Below are 16,195 nucleotides of genomic sequence, written 5' to 3' on the forward strand. Positions count from 1 at the left end.
ACGGTCCCGCCCCGCGCGGACCGCCCTCCGGACCGCCGTCCGGATCGCGCTCGGGACCGCCGTCCGGATCGCCCCCCGGACCGCCGCGGACGGCCCTTCCAGTGATTACCGCACGCCGGGTGATCCGGACGGCCGCCGCAGGGGTACGGCGTGTCAGCAGGAACGAACCCGGAACCCGAGGAGATGGGCCATGTACGCAGCTGTACGACGCTATGAAGGGGTCACCGACCCCGTCGAGGCGGCACGCCTCGTCAACGAGGGGTTCGTGCCGCTCATGCGGCAGGTCTCCGGCTTCGTGGCCTACTACTGGCTCGACGCCGGGAACGGGGTGATGGTCTCCACCAGCGTCTTCCAGGACCGGGCCGGCGCCGAGGAATCCATCATGCGGGCATCGAACTTCGTGCAGGACCACCTCGCCGCGCTGCTCCCCAACCCTCCCCAGGTCATGGCCGGGGAAGTCGTGGCCACCGCCTGACAGCGGCACCCACACGTGCGCCCCGGCCCCCGGGGCGCCCCGGGCCGTTCCGGGTGGGGAGGGGTGACGGTGTGCGTCCTCGGCGCCGAAATGCCCGGATCGACGCATCATGGAACGGAGAGGGAGGGATCCCCACCGGGACCGGCAATGTGAGCTGACGGGAGGTATCGTCGGTGGTGCGCTCGAGTCTGGACGGATTCCTGTCCTCGATGCGCCTCGACGTCTTCGATTCGATGGCCGCGGCTGTCGTGATCACCTATGGGCCCGAGCACCGGATCGCCTACGCCAACGCGCCCTACCGCCAGATGTTCGGTGAACGTCTCCTCGGCAGGCAGGTTCGTGAGGCCTTCAGCGACGTGACTCAGGGCACGTATTTCGAGGTCCTCGACCGGGTCCTGGCCACGGGCCGGCCCGAGGTGCTCACGGCCGCCCCCACGAGCCTGTCCCGTACCGCGTCGACGGAGTCGACGGATGCCTCGCCGTGCTTCATCACGTGCAGCGTCTCCCGGCTCGCCTCGGCGGACGGGACACACGGCCTGGTGGGAGTGATCCTGGAGGTCACCGAGCAGGTGAGCGCCGCGGAGCGGATCCGGGTGCTGTCCGAGGAGCGCCGGCGTGCCGTCCTGCGGTACTCCAGCCTGGTCGCCGCGGCCTCGGAGGTGATCTGGGTGATGGACGCCCGGGGCGGTGTCATCGAGCGGAGCCCCGGCTGGGAACACGTGACGGGACAGAGCTGGGAGGAGTACCGCGGCGACGGCTGGGCGGACGCGCTGCACCCCGAGGACCGGGACTCGGTCGTACGGGACTGGTACGCGGCGCTCGCCGAGGTCCCGCCCCTGTTCACCACCTCGTACCGGGTGCGCACGGTGGACGGGAGCTACCGCCACATCGCGGTCGAAGCCGCACCCGTCATCGACGGTGAGCGGGTGCTGGAGTGGGTGGGCACCTGCAAGGACGTCGAGCAGGACTGGCAGAAGGCCCGCCGTGAGGAACTGCTGGCCCGGGCGAACGCGTCGACCCTCGGCCTCGTGCAGTTGGAGGAGATTCTCGTCGCGCTCACCGCGGTGATCGTGCCCGCCGTGGCCGACAGCTGCGCCGTCTACCTCCTGCCCCAGGCGTTGCCGCACCCCGGCGGCATCCAGTCCGCCGAGCGCGTGGCCGCCACCACGGGGCGCGATCTGCCGGCGCTGCCGCCGCACCGCGAGGAGCATCTGCGGCCGGGCAGCCCGTTGGCGCACGCCGTCGAGCACCGGGTCCCGGTCCAGGCCGTCTTCCCGCCCGGGCAGCCGCCGCCCGAGCTCGCACCTCCCGGCACCGAGCCCTGGCTGCCGCCCCGGGCGAACAGCGCGATCATTCTCCCCGTTGTCGTCGAGGGCACCGTCGCGGCGCTGGTCACCGCCTCGGCCAGCGGGGAGCGCACGCCCCTGGGGCAGGCCGACACCGAGCTTCTGGGGCTTCTCCTGGGGCAGGCCCACGCGCCGCTCAGCAACGCCCTGGAGTACCAGCGCACCAAGCAGGTGGCGCTCGCGCTGCAGCGCTGCCTGCTCACCGACCCACCGGACCTGCCCGATCTCGACCTCACCGTGCGCTACCGGCCCAGCAACACCGCGGCCGAGGTCGGCGGGGACTGGTACGACTCCTTCGAACTGGCCGACGGGACCCTCGTGCTCACCATCGGCGACGTCTCCGGCCACGACCTCCCCGCGGCGGCCATCATGAGCCAGTTGCGCACCATGCTGCGCGGGCTGGCCCTGGACCGGCAGGAATCCACCGGCGGCGTCCTGCGCCGCCTGGATCTGTCGGTGCAGACCCTCTATCTGGAGTGCACCGCGACCTGCGTCCTCGCCCGGGTGCAGCGCCCGGCGCCCGGGCGGTTCACCTTCCACTACTCGGTGGCCGGGCACCCGCCGCCGCTCCTGGTGGAGGCCGACGGCACCGCTCGCTTCCTGACCGCCGCACACGACCAGCTGCTCGGTCTCGACCCGGACCCGCGGTACGACAGCGCCGCCGAACCCCTGCCCGGCGGCTCCACGCTGCTGCTCTACACCGACGGACTGGTCGAGCGCCGGTACGAGGACATCGACATCAGCCTGGAGCGGCTGCGCCTGCACGGGTGCAAGGCGGCCCGGCTCCCGTTGGGCGACTTCTGCGACTCGGTCCTGGCCCGGGTCCCCGCCGACGACAGCAATGACGACGTGGCCATCGTGGCCCTTCGGGTGCCCCAGGTCCCCTGACCCCGAGGGCGTTCGCCCCGGCAGGCCACGGTCCGCCACCTCCCGCACCGGTGCTCACCCCGTACCCCCCGGCCACCGGTGGCCGCGTCCGGCTGGGGTGGTTCCCCGGTGCGAACGGCCCCGCCCCGGTGCTGTCCTGAACGGGCCGGCGATCACGGCCCGCACGGCCGGGAACACCCGGTCGCCGGCACCCGTCCGGACCGGGGGGCTCAGAGCGGGCCGCCCGGGCCGGTGACCGCCGGTCGCGCCCCGGCGCCTCGGTCCCAGTCCCGGCTCACCACAGCCGAACACACCCGGATCCACCTCCGCTTCGGGCCTCCTGGGCCCGGCCGGCCCTCCCCGGCCCCGAACCGAAAGGCACCCAGATCGCCATGTCCCGTGAACTCCCGTCTCCGACCGGCCGCCGTACCTTCCTCAAGGGAGCCGCCGGTGCCCTCGCCGTTCCGGCCGCCGCCGGCCTCGTCGGCGCGCTGGCCGCGCCCGCCCGCGCCGACGACACCGGCCTGCCCGACTTCGCACCGGTCCCGGCCGCCTCGGCCGGCCCCGCCCCGAACAGCGACGGCTACTACGTCGGCCGGATCTCCGGGCACCTCTACTGGGTCACCGACACCTACTACCAGGCCATGTTCCTCACGACCACGCGCGGTGTCGTCCTCGTCGACGCCCCACCGACCATCGGGCACAACCTGCTGCGCGCGATCGACGACATCACGCGGGCCAACGGGCGCCCCAGCAGGGTCACCCACCTCGTCTACTCCCACTCGCACGCCGACCACATCGGCGCCGCCGGTCTCTTCGGACCCGACGTCGAACGGATCTCCCACGCCGCCACGGCCGGCCTGCTGGCCCGCGCGGCCGATCCCAACCGGCCGCTGCCGACGGTCACCTTCCGCGACAGGTACCGGCTCGACGTCGGCGGGGAGACCCTGCAGTTGGCCTACCACGGGCCCAACCACTCCCCCGACAACATCTTCGTCTACGCACCCGACCACGCCACGCTCATGCTGGTCGACGTCCTCTACCCGGGCTGGGTGCCGTTCAAGAACCTCGCCGTATCCCAGGACATCCCCGACTGGATCACGGCGCAGCGCATCGCCATGGACTACCCGTGGAAGACGTTCGTCGGCGGCCACCTCGGACGGCTGGGCGTCCGCGCGGACGGCACCCGGCAGATCCAGTACATGGACGATCTCGAAGCCAGTACCCGCGCCGCCATCGACTCCGTCGACCCGAGCCCCTACTTCGCCAAGTACGGCGCGCAGGGCAACGCGTGGGCCATCTTCAGGACCTTCCTCGACGCCGTCGCGGACACCGCCGCCGCTCCGGTCGCCGCGAAGTACGCCGGAGTCCTCGCCGCCGCCGACGTCTTCACCAAGGACAACGCCTGGGCCCTGCTGGAGTCCCTGCGCATCGACGCCGGCGTCCTCGGGCCGTTCGGCGTCCGGCCCTGAACCAGCCGAACAGCACCACCGGTGAGGAAGCCCCGTATGACGTCCATCAGCCCAGGAGGCACCCCGTGAGCCCAGCGCCACGCCGTACCGTACTCGTCACCGGCTCCACCTCCGGCATCGGCGAGGCGATCGCCGCGGCCTTCGCCCGCGACGGCGCCGACGTCGTCGTCAACGGCCGTGATCCCCGGCGCACCAGGGCCGCTGCCGAACGCATCCGCGCCACCGGCGGGCAGGGCGACGTCCGGGCCGTCGCCGCCGACGTCGGATCCGCGGACGGCGTCCGCATCCTGACGGAGGCGGTGCCGGACGTGGACGTCCTCGTCAACAACGCCGGGATCTTCGGTGCGACACCCGCGTTCGAGATCACCGACGAGGAATGGAACCGCTACTTCGCGACCAATGTTCTCAGCGGTGTCCGGCTCACCCGCCACTACGCGCCCCGCATGGTGGAGCGCGGGTGGGGCCGCGTCCTGTTCATCAGCAGCGAGTCGGCCATCAGCACCCCCCGGGACATGATCCACTACGGCACCACGAAGACCGCTCAGCTGGCCGTCGCCCGCGGTTTCGCCCAGGAGGTCGCGGGCACCGGTGTGACGGTCAACAGCGTCCTGCCCGGTCCCACCCTCACCCCGGGCGTCAGGGTGTTCATCACCGACCGCTTCGGGGCCGACGTCCCCTTCGACGAAGCCGAACGCCGCTTCATCGCCGAGGAGCGCCCCACCTCGCTTCTGGGACGCCTCATCCGCCCGGAAGAGGTCGCCAGCCTCGTCCACCACCTCGGGTCCGACGGCGCCTCGGCCACCACGGGCGCCGCGCTGCGCGTCGACGGCGGCGTGGTGAACAGCATCATCCCCTGACGCCGGCCCCTTGCCGACCGGCCGCCGCCCCCTCCCGAACCACTGGGGTGCCACCCCGGTGCGAGAGGACCGGGATTCACGGTTCCGTTCAGCACATGGCGGGTCGGACGACCCGCCGGCTCCGTCGCCGACGGCGGCCCCGTCGAACTCTCCTGACCGGTTGTCACACCCCTCCCATCCCTTGGAGCAACCCGTGCGATTCCCCCTGCCCCGATCCCGCCGCCTGATGGCCGCGGTCTTCGCCACGGTCGTCGGCCTCGGCTCGACCACCCTCACCGCCGCGGCCTCCGACCGCACCGCGGACGCGCCCGCCGAGCACATGCCCGCCGGGTTCAGCGAGCACAAGACCGACATCGCCGGGACCGGCATCGACTACGTGATCGGCGGCCACGGACCCACCCTGGTCCTCATCCACGGCTATCCCCAGACCTGGTACGAGTGGCACGACATCATGCCCGAACTCGCCCGGCACTACACCGTCATCGCACCCGACCTGCCCGGCGCGGGCCGCAGCGACGCCCCCGCGTCCGGCTACGACAAGAAGACCATGGCCGCCGAGCTCCACGCGCTCCTGGTCTCCCTCGGCAAGGACCAGAATGTCGACATCGTCGGCCACGACATCGGCACGATGGTCTCCTACGCCTACGCCGCCCAGTACCCGCACAGCGTCCACAAGCTCGTACTCAGCGAGGCGCCCATCCCCGACCCGGGCATCTACACGTTCCCCTCGCTGACGGCCCAGGGACCCGGAGCATGGCACTTCGGCTTCTTCGCCCTGCAGACCGGCCTGCCCGAAAGCCTCATCCAGGGGCGTGAGCTGACCTGGACCTCCGGCTTCATGCGCGAGATCGCGGTCAAGAAGGACACCCTCACCCCCGAGGACCTGCAGATCTTCGCGTCCTACCTGCGCGACTACGCCCACCTGGAGGCCAGCTTCGCGTGGTTCCGCACGATCCCCCAGGACATCACCGACAACGCGCAGTTCCAGAAGACGAAGCTGACCATGCCCGTCCTCGCCATCGGCGCCGACGGCAGCCTCGGGTCCTCGGTGGCCAAGCAGGTGCGGCACTACGCCACCCACGTCACGCCGGTGGTCGTCAAGGACTCCGGCCACTGGATCTACGAGGAGCACCCGAAGGAGATGACCGAGCTGCTGCTGCGGTTCTTCGGCGACGGGCGATGACCGGAGGAACGGAACCGACCGGGTCCTTCGTCCACCAGGCCCGCCCCGGCGCGTCACCGCGCCGGTCCATCCCGCATCGCGAAGGGAAACCGCCATGCCCTACATCACCGTCGGCCAGGAGAACTCCACCGACATCGAGCTGTACTACGAGGACCACGGCAGCGGCCGGCCGGTCGTCCTGATCCACGGCTACCCGCTGGACGGCCACTCCTGGGAGAGGCAGCTGCCGGCCCTGCTCGACGCCGGCCACCGGGTCATCACCTACGACCGGCGCGGCTTCGGCCGCTCGTCGCAGCCGACGACCGGGTACGACTACGACACCTTCGCCGCCGATCTCGACGCGGTGCTGACCGCGCTGGACCTCACGGACGCGGTGCTCGTCGGCTTCTCCATGGGAACCGGCGAAGTCGGCCGCTACCTGGGCGCCTACGGCTCGCAACGCGTCGCGAAGGCCGTCTTCCTGGCCTCCCTGGAACCCTTCCTCCTGAAGACCGACGACAACCAGGAAGGCGTCGACCAGTCCGTCTTCGACGGCATCCTGGAAGCCGTCACGAAGGACCGCTACGCCTACTTCACCAGCTTCTTCGAGGCGTTCTACAACCTCGACGAGACGCTCGGCGTCCGGATCGGCAAAGAGGCGGTACAGGCGAGCTGGACCGTCGCGGCGGGCGCCTCGGCCCACGCGTCGGTGGCCTGCGTGCCCACCTGGATCACCGACTTCCGCGCCGACGTCGCCAGGATCGACGTACCGGCGCTGATCGTGCACGGCTCGGGCGACCGCATCCTGCCGATCGACTCCACGGCACGGCCCTTCCACGCGCTGCTGCCCTCGGCGGAGTACGTCGAGATCGAGGGTGCCCCGCACGGTCTGCTGTGGACGCACGCCGAGGAGGTCAACGCCGCGCTGCTGGCCTTCCTGGCCAAGTAGGCGCGGACCCAGGCCTGGAGAAGGCCCCTGTCCCGGCCCGGTGCGGGTCCTCGCGGCTCCCCCCCGCTGACGACCCGCACCGGGCCGGACCACGCTCCGGACCCCCGGCGAGTGCGCGGTCCGCACAGGGCCGGTACACGTTGGGCAAAAACCCCCACCCTCCGGCTTTCTAGGCTGCGACGTGTCATCGTCCGACGCGCGCCTGCCTCCCTCGCTCTGCCACCCGCCCGAGCGCGCCTTCGCCTGAGCCGACAGCCGAACGAAGGAGAAGCTCATGGTGCGGTCCGACGTCTTCCCCTCGGCCGGGCCGCCGATGGTCGGTCGGCTCGCGGAGCGTGAGGCGATCGGAAGGCTCCTGGAAGCCGTCCGTGACGGCTTCAGCGGAGTCCTGGTGATCGACGGCGACGCGGGTGTCGGCAAGTCCCGGCTGCTGGAGTACGCGGCCGAGTCCGCCCAGGACCTGTCCGTCGTCCGGCTGGTGGGCGTGGAGGCCGAGACCCGGCTGGGCTACGCCGCCCTGCACCGCCTGCTGAGGCCCTACCTCGCCCTGCTGCCCGAACTGCCGCGGCGTCAGCGCGACGCCCTGAACGCCGTGTTCGGGCTGGACGACGCCCCGCCACCCGACCGCCATCTGGTCGGGCTGGCCACACTGACCCTGCTGTCGGACGCGGCCGCCGCGACCCCCATGCTCTGCCTGGTCGACGACGTGCAGTGGCTGGACCGCGAGTCGGCCGAGACGCTCGCCTTCGTCGGCCGGCGCCTGTACGCGGACTGCCTCGGGCTGCTTTTCGCCGGCCGAGGGGGGACCGACGGCCTCGACGGCCTGGGCGACCTGCCCGCGCTCCGGCTCGAGGGACTGCCGGACGCGGAGGCACGGGCGCTGCTGGTCTCCGGCGTGACCGGGCACCTGGACCAGGCGGTCGCCGAGCGGCTGGTCGCCGGCACCGGAGGCAACCCGCTGGCGCTGCGTGAGCTGGCGGAGAACCTGAGCCCGGAGCAGCTGGCCGGGATCACGTCACTGCCCGAACCGCTGCCGGTCAACCGGGAGTTGGAGGCCCACTTCCAGCAGACGGCGGCGCTCCTGCCCGCCGGCACCCGGACCCTGCTGCTGCTCATGGCCATGACGCCGACGGACGATCAGGCGGCGCTGTGGCGGGCCGCCGGAGCCCTGGGGCTGTCCGTCCGGTCCGCCACGCCCGCGGTCACCGCCGGGATACTGAGCCGCGGGACCACCGCCGCGTTCCGCCACCCGCTGATCCGCTCCGCGGTCCACTCGGCCGCCTCCCCGGAGGAGCGCCGCACCGTCCAGGCGGCACTCGCCGCCACCAGCGCCCCCGAGCGCCGGGCGTGGCATCTGGCCGAGGCGGCCGAAGGGCCGGACGACGACGTGGCCGCGGAGCTCGAAGCCGCCTCCGAACTGGCGCAGGCGCGTGGCGGATACTCCGAGCAGGCGCTGGTGCTCACCAGGGCGGCGGAGATGACGGCGCATCCCGGCCGGCGGGCCGAGCGGTATCTGGCCGCCGCGTCGGCACACCTGACCTCCGGCAATCTCGCGGCGGTCCAGCCGCTCCTCGAACTCGCCACTCCCGAGCTGGCCGGTCCCGCGGCACAGGTGCGGGCGACCCGGCTGCGGGCGTCCGTGGAGATGTTCTGCTGCCGTCCCCGCGAGGTGCCGGCGATGCTGCTGGACGCCGCGGCCGGCCTCGGCGCCACCGACCCGGAGGCGAGCTGGAACCTGCTGCGCGAGGCGGTGCAGGCCGCGATCATCGGAGGCCGGATGATCACGGGCACGACCCCCCGCGAAGTGGCGCGGGCCGCTGCGGAGGCCTGGCACGGGGCGGAGCTGCCGGCCTGGAGCCCCGATCCGCTGATGGCGGCACTGGCCCACTCGATGGCCTACGGCTACGCGACGGGAGCCCCGGCCCTGGCGGCGGCCCTGGCGCGTCTGCGCAAGGCCGACGAGCTCCACGGACAGGACGCGTTCAGCGTCATGATCAGCATCGCGGGCGACGAGCTGTGGGACATCGAGGCGAAGCGGGAGATCCTGCAGAAGCTGGTGCGGTCGGACCGCGACCGGGGCGCGCTCTACGGGCTCGGCCTGGGGCTGCTCGCCCTCGCCAAGGCCGAGATCTGGAACGGGCGGTTCGCGGCCGCCGAAAGCTGCTACACCGAGTCGGACGACTACATGTCCGCGACGGGGTACTTCAGGTCGGGCGACTTCCACAAGGTCCTGCTGTACGCCTGGACCGGCCGGGAGACGGAGTTGCGGACCGCGGTCGCGGCGATGCGCGAGCTGGCGCGGAGCCGGCGGACCGGAGTGACGCACCGGTGGGCCGCCCAGGCCCTGAGCATCTTCGAGATCGGCCGCGGGCACTACCGGGCGGCGCTGGACGCCCAGCTCGAGATGTTCGACGACCACCCGGTGATTCTCGGCGACATCAACCTCGCCGGCATGGTCGAGGCCGGCCTGCGGGCCGGTGACCGCGAGGCCGCGACCATGGCGATGGACCGGTTGGAGGAGCGCGCTCCGCTGGCCGGGACGCCGTGGGCACTGGGGTTGCTCGCCCGCTGCCGGGCGCTCCTGGCCGACGGCGACGAGGCCGAGCAGCTGTACCAGGAGTCGGTCGCGCAGTTGGGGAAGGTCCCGGTGGCGGTGGAACTGGCGTGGTCCCACCTGCTGTTCGGGGAGTGGCTGCGCCGCCGCAAGCGACGGGCCGACGCCAGGGTCCACCTGCGGATCGCGTACGAGTCCTTCGACTCCTGGGGAGCCGCGCCCTTCGCCGAACGGGCGCGAGCCGAGCTGCTGGCCACCGGGGAGACCGCCCGCAGGCGAACGGCCGACACCGTGTCCGACCTCACCCCGCAGGAGCGGCACGTGGCGACCCTGGCCGCCTCAGGGCTCACCAACGCGGAGATCGCCGGCCAGTTGTTCATCACCACCTCGACCGTCGAGTTCCATCTGAGCCGGGTGTTCCGCAAGCTCGGCATCACCTCGCGCAAGCACATCGCGTCCCGGCTGGACGCACGCGGCCCCGAGGACTGACCGGCAGCGCACGAGGTGCCGGTTCAGGCGTTCTTGATGGCCGAGATGTCGAAGTGCAGCTTGATCTTGTCGGAGACCAGCACGCCACCGGTCTCCAGCTTGGCGTTCCAGGTCAGGCCCCACTCGGAGCGCAGGATCTCCGCCCTGCCCTCGAAGCCGACGCGCTCGTTGCCGTACGGGTCCGTGGCGGCACCGCTGAACTCGAGGTCGATGCTCAGGGGCTTGGTCACGCCGAGGATCGTCAGGTCGCCGGTGATCCTGAAGTCGTCCCCGCCCAGCGCCTCCGCCTTGAGGGAGCGGAAGGTCATCGCCGGGAACTCGTCGGTCCTGAAGAAGTCCGCGCTCTTGAGGTGACCGTCGCGGTCGGCGGACCCGGTGTCGATGCTGTCCATCGTGACGTCGATGGTCGCGGTCGAGGAGGCCGGGTCGCGGCCGTCCAGGTGCAGGGTGCCGGTGAAGTCGTTGAACTTGCCCTTGACGTTGGTGACCATCGCGTGGCGCGCGACGAAGCCGAGCGTGGAGTGCGCGGGGTCGATGGTGTAGTCACCGCTCACGGCGGCGAGGTTCGGGTCCACAGCCGCCTCGGTGGCCGGGACGGCGGTAGCGGTGGCGGTCTGGCTGGCGGTGTTCCTGCGGCCGAAGATGCCCATGGTCTGTCTGCTCCTTGGAGGATCCAGGTTGTTTAACTTTCAATCATCTGAACATCCGCGGTCGCGGACCTATTCCGCCCCGCCCGGCGCCGCCCGGCGCCTGTCCGACGGGCTCGGCCGCACCGCGGCACGAGCCGGGGTCAGAGCAGCCCCTGCTTCAGGGCGTAGGCGACCGCATGGACCCGGTTGCGCAGGCCGTGCCGCACGACCATCGCGTGGATGACGTACTTCACCGTCCGCTCCGAGTAGTGCAGGGCCGCCGCGATCTCCGCGGTGGTGAACCCGGCGGCGAGCTGTCGCAGGACGGCGATCTCCCTCGAGGTGAAGGATGCCGGGCCCTCCCCCGCCGCCGCGGTGGTGTCGCTCCCCGGCCGGGTGCGCATCTCCTCCAGCAGCGAGCCGAGGAGTGGCTGCGGCAGCGACGCGGCGCCGCGGGTCACCTCGCACAGCATGTCGGTGATGTCCGCGAGGGTGGTCCGCTCCCGCGGCATGAAGGCCACGAGACCCATTCCGACGACCCGGACGAGTTGCTTCGCCGTGGGCTTCTCGGCCACGAGCATCAGCAGGGGGTGGTCGGCCGGGTCGTCCCCGGCGAACCGCCGGATCGAGGCCAGGGTGCCGTCGGTCACCTCGCCGGTGACGACCAGCACGACGTCCGGTCTCTCCTCGGTGTCCGAGGGGAGGACCAGAACCCGGTCGTCGGCCGTCAGATGTGCTTCGACGCCCTGCGCGGTGAGCGCGTCCTCCGACAGGACGACGATCCGTACGGTGCGCGACGATCCGGGACCGCGCACCGGGCCGACGTCTCCTGGAGTGCGAACTTCTTCGCTTCGCACGGAACGACCTCCTCGCTCGTTGAAGAAGCCCGGCGTCGCCGCCGCGGCGGCTTTCGGATGCGCAGGACGTGTCCACGTCCCGCGCATCCGGCATCGCACTCCTGGGTGCCGGGTCAGAGGGTCTTGATCTGACCGCCGTCGATCACGATCTCGGCTCCGGTGATGTTGCCCGCCACCGGGGAGGCCAGGAAGAGGACGAGGTCGGCGACCTCGTGCGCCTCGGTGATCCGGCCCAGGGTGATGCCCATGCTCTGCGGCACGATCACGTCGAGTGCCTCTTGCGCGGTGGTGCCGGCGGCCGCGGCGGTGGCGTCGGCGAAGGCGCCCGGCGCCGTCCAGAAAGGAGTGCGGACCGGCCCCGGGGAGACGGCGTTGACGCGGACGCCCTGGGGGGCGAACTCCTCGGACAGCGCCTTGCTCAGATTGGTCAGCGCCGCCTTGGCCGCCGAGTAGTCCACGACCATCGGGAAGGGCAGCCGGGCGTTGATGGACGTGATGTTGACGATCGCGGCCGCGTCGGCCCGGAGCAGGTGCGGCAGGGCCGCCCGGCTGGCGCGCACGGCGCTGAAGAAGGTCAGGCCGAAGACGTCCTGCCACTGCTGGTCGCCGACCTTGAGGAACGACTCGCGGGGCTCGGCCGCGCCGACGTTGTTGACCAGGATGTCGATCCGGCCGTGATGCTCCACGGCCTGGCGGATCAGGGCGTCGGGGCCCTCGGGGATCGACAGGTCGACCGGCACGACGGTGACGTCGTGGTTCACCGCGAGCGCGTCGAGCTCGGCGGTGGAGGTGCGGCTGCCCGCCACGACCTTGGCCCCCTCGCGGGCGAGTCCCTCGGCGACCGCCAGGCCGATGCCCTTGCTGGCTCCGGTGACGACGGCGACCTTGTCCTTGAGGTGCAGTTCCATGGGGATGTCCTTTTCTGGAATGATCAATACAGATTCACGATGCGGGTCGGCCGTGCGGCGTCAGCGGACGAGCGAACCCCGTCAGGGTGTCCGGTGGGCCTTCCCTGCGCGCTCCCCGGCGGGGGCGCGGTGCATTCTTGAATGTTCAATCAAGTATCGGTCCGAACTATTCCGCACCCCGGGACCGCGTCCGTCACCCCCCGGGCGCCCCACCTCGTGCCCGTCGGCCGGCGTGAGCGCCGCGGCGGCGCACCGTACACGAGCTCCAGCGGCGCGCAGCGCGAGGGTTCCAGCGGCTCACAGCGCGCCCACCCGCATCGCGTAGGCGACCGCGTGGGTGCGGTTGCGCAGGTTGAGCCGCCGTGTCACCGCGAAGATGATGTTCTTGATGGTGCGCTCGGAGTAGTTGAGCTTCGCCGCTATCTCCGTCGTGTCCAGGCCCTCGGCCAGCAGTCTCAGCACCTCTACCTCGCGGCCTTCGAAGCCGCCCGGCAGGACCCCGCCGCCCGGATCGTTCAGCAGTGTGCGCATCTGCTCGACCAGGGATCTGAGCAGTTCCCCCGGCATCTGCGCGCCGCCCGCCCGGCTCGTCAGCACGGCCTCGACGATCTCGGGGAAGCCGGTCTGCGCCCGGGGCAGCACGCTGACGAGACCGTGCCGGACGGCGCGGGCCAGCCGCGGTCGGCTGATGCGGTCGGCGACCAGGACGATCCGCATCCCCGGATTGGAGGAGACCGCGGACGCCTCCTCCATCCACGCCATGGTCTCCTCGGTCACCTCGTTCGCCAGGATCAGGAGGACGTCCGCGCGGTCCGCTCGGTCGACCGGCAGCAGCGTCGTCCCTTCCGACCTGCGCAGAAGGACTTCGGCGCCCTGCAGGGACACCGGATCGGCCGCCCGGACGACGATCGAGGTCGAGGTCGAGGCAGGAGGATTCTCCTTGAAGGTCAACGCAGGTCCTCCTGGATCGGCGCGACGTGGTCTCGGCGCACGACCGCGGTGATGTGGGGGAAGTGGTTCCACGGGTGGGCCTCGCCGTGGAACCGCCGACAGGCGGCCTCCGGAAGCCGGGCGTTCGCCGGCCGCCCCGCGGGGACGGCGCGGCCCTCCTCAGTTCCGGACGCCCACCCGGGCGGGCCGAGCCGCCGTCCGCGTCCGGCGCACCCGTTCCGCGGAGGCGTCCCCGCCGCCGTCGGCGCCCGCGCACCGCCGGAGGAACACCACTCCGGTCGCGTTCACGGGGCGGTGCCCCGGGGCCTTCCCGCGACAGCGCGACGGCATGCCGCACCGGGCACTCCGTCCGGCGACAGACCTAGTGCTGCGACCGGACGAATCCATCGGTCAGGCTTTCCGGCCACACCATCGACACGACGCGCCTTGTCACATTCCCGTTCATGCCCACCGTCGTTCCACGCGACAACGCTTGCTCGTTTCGAGGGACCATACAACCGCTGCCGGCCGTCGCCGCGCACACGGCGCCTTCGCATAAGGAGAGTTGCCCTTTCAGGCGGTCTCATTGCTCGATCGGCCCATCAGGCGTGGCCACCCGCGGGCACGAACACCACCGGAGAAATGGCGAAAGCACGCCGCGGCGATTCCCCGCTTTCGGCGGAACCCCGTCCTTGGCGGGCACCGCACCCGGCCCCGAGCCCGAACGACCCGTGCACGGCGCCGGTGTCGACGGCACCGGCACCGGCACCGGCCCGAACGGGGTTGGCCCGAACGGGCAACTCCGCTGGTCAGAGAGCCCCACTCCCCCATCCTTCAGGCCGGTGGAGCGCCCGTCGCGCGTCTCACGAAGCGCACAGGCCCCTGAACATGTTTAGCATTCAACTTCCCAATCCGATGGAGAGAAACATGCCGGTCGACGACCTGATCACTCCTGAGCCGATACTTCAGCTCGGCCTCGGTTTCATGGCGTCCAAGACGCTTCTCAGCGCTGTGGAGTTGGGCGTCTTCACCGCGCTCGCCGGCGGTGGGCGCGACGGCGCGGCCCTGGCCGCGGAGGTGGGCCTGCACCCGAGGTCCTCGGCGGACTTCCTCGACGCGCTGGTCTCCCTGGCCCTGCTGACACGCGACGAGGACGGCACCTACCGCAACACCCCCGCCGCGGACCTCTTCCTGGACCGGGACAAGCCGTCCTACGTCGGCGGGATCCTGGAGATGGCCAACGCCCGTCTCTTCGGCTTCTGGAACCACCTCACCGACGCCCTCAAGACCGGCACCCCGCAGAACGAGGTCGCCCACAGCGGCGCCCCGTTCTTCGCCACCCTCAGCCAGGACCCCGCCGCCTGGCGGAACTTCCTCAACGGCATGAACGGCGTCAGCACACCCCTGGCCGGCGCCCTGGCCGCCGACTTCGACTGGACCGGCCGCCGCCACCTCGTCGACCTCGGAGGAGCGCTGGGCGCCGTACCCGCCGCGGTCCTGCACACCAACCCCGACATCACCGCAGCCGTCTTCGAACTGCCCCCCGTGGAACCGGTCTTCCAGGAGTTCGTCACCAGCCGCGGCCTGACCGGCCGGCTCACCTTCCACAGCGGCGACTTCTTCACCGACCCCCTGCCCGCCGCCGACGTCTACGTCATGGGCCAGATCCTCCACGACTGGAACCTCGAACAGCGCCGGCTCCTCCTGCAGAAGGCCTACGACGCACTCCCCGACGGCGGCACCCTCATCGTCTACGACGCCATGATCGACGACGAACGCCGCCACAACACCTACGGCCTCATGCTGTCCCTGAACATGCTCATCGACACCGAAGGCGGCTCCGAATACACCGTCGCCGACGCCACCCGATGGCTCCGGACGGCCGGCTTCACCACGATCGACACCCGCCCGCTCATCGGCGGCTACACCGCCCTCTACGCCACCAAGTGACCCTGGGCCTCACCGGCCCACGCTGACGGGCGGCGCGGCGAACAACACCCCCGGACTCCGTTCGCCGCGCATCGGGGCGAGCCACCGATCGCCGCTCATTCGCCGGTGCCCGACAGAAGGGTCACGAGGTGGTCGATGTCGGTGTGACTTCCCTCCGTGCCCGGCGGCACGAGCCGGTGAGCGCGATGCAGGAAGTCGGCGACGGCGGCGGTCCTGATGTCGAACATCGCCGACCCGGCCGGCGATCTGACGATGATGCGCACCACAGGGCCGCGCGCCGAACTCCGGGGCGACACGAGGACGGCTCCTTCACCCACGGGCCGGCTCATTCCCTCCCACAGGAGATCACGCGCGAATACCCAGTCGACCGTGCCGCTGCATTTCGTCCCGATCGCCAGGCGTACGGCGTAGGGGTCCGCACGGTGATAGTGAAAACTGGCGGGCAGTGACACCTGCGGCTCGCCTGCGACGACCACACGCACGACGACTTCACACGTGACTCTCGTTTCGGCGGCGCTCGAAAACGGTTGGTTCATTTCCTATCCGTTCACCAAGGTCTGGGGATGGCAACGCTTCTCCCCACGACCGTAGGCGCGCCCACGGCACGGCATTTGCCGAGCGGTGTACGAAATGTTGCCCAGGAGAGCACCGGGCGGCCCGGAGGGTCGTCCGCGTCCGCGCGCGCCGGGCACCTCCCCGGAGGGGGGTGCCCGGCTGCGGCCGGCTCCTGGACGGGGCCCGGAGGCAACG

13 protein-coding genes are annotated in these 16,195 nt (G+C 71.4%); 8 read left to right on the plus strand and 5 right to left on the minus strand.

Going from position 1 to position 16,195, the window contains the following annotated elements; translation table 11 throughout:
- Nucleotides 1–190 precede the first annotated feature (190 nt).
- The 7 genes from BMW99_RS13880 (at nucleotide 191) to BMW99_RS13910 (ending at nucleotide 10,171) form a co-directional block, all read left to right on the plus strand.
- The gene (locus tag BMW99_RS13880) at nucleotides 191–475 is read left to right on the plus strand and encodes a hypothetical protein (protein ID WP_069461897.1); all 285 of its coding nucleotides are present in this window, start codon (nucleotides 191–193) and stop codon (nucleotides 473–475) included.
- 173 nt (nucleotides 476–648) lie between these two features.
- Nucleotides 649–2,709, plus strand: coding sequence for a SpoIIE family protein phosphatase (locus BMW99_RS13885; RefSeq protein ID WP_245791451.1), 2,061 nt, complete (start codon nucleotides 649–651; stop codon nucleotides 2,707–2,709).
- Nucleotides 2,710–3,080: 371 nt separating this feature from the next.
- Complete coding sequence (locus BMW99_RS13890) at nucleotides 3,081–4,160, plus strand: MBL fold metallo-hydrolase (protein WP_069464500.1); 1,080 nt, start codon at nucleotides 3,081–3,083, stop codon at nucleotides 4,158–4,160.
- A 65-nt stretch (nucleotides 4,161–4,225) separates the two neighbouring features.
- Nucleotides 4,226–5,017 (plus strand): SDR family NAD(P)-dependent oxidoreductase, encoded by a 792-nt coding sequence (locus BMW99_RS13895; protein ID WP_069464499.1) that lies wholly within the window; start codon nucleotides 4,226–4,228, stop codon nucleotides 5,015–5,017.
- Between the two features lie 193 nt (nucleotides 5,018–5,210).
- On the plus strand, nucleotides 5,211–6,200 hold the full coding sequence (locus tag BMW99_RS13900; RefSeq protein ID WP_218108393.1) for an alpha/beta fold hydrolase: 990 nt from the start codon (nucleotides 5,211–5,213) through the stop codon (nucleotides 6,198–6,200).
- Nucleotides 6,201–6,294: 94 nt separating this feature from the next.
- Entirely contained in the window at nucleotides 6,295–7,128 is an 834-nt protein-coding gene (locus BMW99_RS13905; protein ID WP_069462675.1) for an alpha/beta fold hydrolase, read from the plus strand.
- A 274-nt stretch (nucleotides 7,129–7,402) separates the two neighbouring features.
- On the plus strand, nucleotides 7,403–10,171 hold the full coding sequence (locus tag BMW99_RS13910; RefSeq protein ID WP_079176042.1) for a helix-turn-helix transcriptional regulator: 2,769 nt from the start codon (nucleotides 7,403–7,405) through the stop codon (nucleotides 10,169–10,171).
- Nucleotides 10,172–10,194: 23 nt separating this feature from the next.
- On the opposite strand, the gene BMW99_RS13915 is transcribed toward BMW99_RS13910, so the two are convergent.
- From BMW99_RS13915 to BMW99_RS13930, 4 genes are all read right to left on the minus strand, one after another.
- Nucleotides 10,195–10,821 (minus strand): YceI family protein, encoded by a 627-nt coding sequence (locus tag BMW99_RS13915; RefSeq protein WP_069466852.1) that lies wholly within the window; start codon nucleotides 10,819–10,821, stop codon nucleotides 10,195–10,197.
- A gap of 140 nt (nucleotides 10,822–10,961) precedes the next feature.
- On the minus strand, nucleotides 10,962–11,615 hold the full coding sequence (locus BMW99_RS13920) for a helix-turn-helix transcriptional regulator (protein ID WP_075016885.1): 654 nt from the start codon (nucleotides 11,613–11,615) through the stop codon (nucleotides 10,962–10,964).
- 155 nt (nucleotides 11,616–11,770) lie between these two features.
- On the minus strand, nucleotides 11,771–12,565 hold the full coding sequence (locus BMW99_RS13925; protein WP_069462301.1) for an SDR family NAD(P)-dependent oxidoreductase: 795 nt from the start codon (nucleotides 12,563–12,565) through the stop codon (nucleotides 11,771–11,773).
- 297 nt (nucleotides 12,566–12,862) lie between these two features.
- Nucleotides 12,863–13,516: a response regulator transcription factor gene (locus tag BMW99_RS13930; RefSeq protein ID WP_079138220.1), complete on the minus strand. Its 654-nt coding sequence runs from the start codon at nucleotides 13,514–13,516 to the stop codon at nucleotides 12,863–12,865.
- A 906-nt stretch (nucleotides 13,517–14,422) separates the two neighbouring features.
- Between BMW99_RS13930 and BMW99_RS13935 the strand changes: the two genes are divergently transcribed.
- On the plus strand, nucleotides 14,423–15,445 hold the full coding sequence (locus BMW99_RS13935) for a methyltransferase (RefSeq protein WP_069462300.1): 1,023 nt from the start codon (nucleotides 14,423–14,425) through the stop codon (nucleotides 15,443–15,445).
- Nucleotides 15,446–15,540: 95 nt separating this feature from the next.
- Here BMW99_RS13935 and BMW99_RS13940 read toward each other — a convergent pair whose 3' ends face one another.
- On the minus strand, nucleotides 15,541–15,981 hold the full coding sequence (locus tag BMW99_RS13940; RefSeq protein ID WP_069462299.1) for an SsgA family sporulation/cell division regulator: 441 nt from the start codon (nucleotides 15,979–15,981) through the stop codon (nucleotides 15,541–15,543).
- Nucleotides 15,982–16,195 lie beyond the last annotated feature (214 nt).

This window comes from Actinacidiphila rubida, from assembly GCF_900110255.1.
Lineage (GTDB): Bacteria > Actinomycetota > Actinomycetes > Streptomycetales > Streptomycetaceae > Actinacidiphila > Actinacidiphila rubida.

What these genes read in the sequence shown, in the direction of transcription:
- BMW99_RS13880 (WP_069461897.1), top strand. Translation starts at nt 191, where the DNA reads ATGTACGCAGCTGTACGACGCTATGAAGGGGTCACCGACCCCGTCGAG.
- BMW99_RS13890 (WP_069464500.1), top strand. Translation starts at nt 3,081, where the DNA reads ATGTCCCGTGAACTCCCGTCTCCGACCGGCCGCCGTACCTTCCTCAAG.
- BMW99_RS13905 (WP_069462675.1), top strand. Translation starts at nt 6,295, where the DNA reads ATGCCCTACATCACCGTCGGCCAGGAGAACTCCACCGACATCGAGCTG.
- BMW99_RS13910 (WP_079176042.1), top strand. Translation starts at nt 7,403, where the DNA reads ATGGTGCGGTCCGACGTCTTCCCCTCGGCCGGGCCGCCGATGGTCGGT.
- BMW99_RS13915 (WP_069466852.1), bottom strand. Translation starts at nt 10,821, where the DNA reads ATGGGCATCTTCGGCCGCAGGAACACCGCCAGCCAGACCGCCACCGCT.
- BMW99_RS13925 (WP_069462301.1), bottom strand. Translation starts at nt 12,565, where the DNA reads ATGGAACTGCACCTCAAGGACAAGGTCGCCGTCGTCACCGGAGCCAGC.
- BMW99_RS13935 (WP_069462300.1), top strand. Translation starts at nt 14,423, where the DNA reads ATGCCGGTCGACGACCTGATCACTCCTGAGCCGATACTTCAGCTCGGC.
- BMW99_RS13940 (WP_069462299.1), bottom strand. Translation starts at nt 15,981, where the DNA reads ATGAACCAACCGTTTTCGAGCGCCGCCGAAACGAGAGTCACGTGTGAA.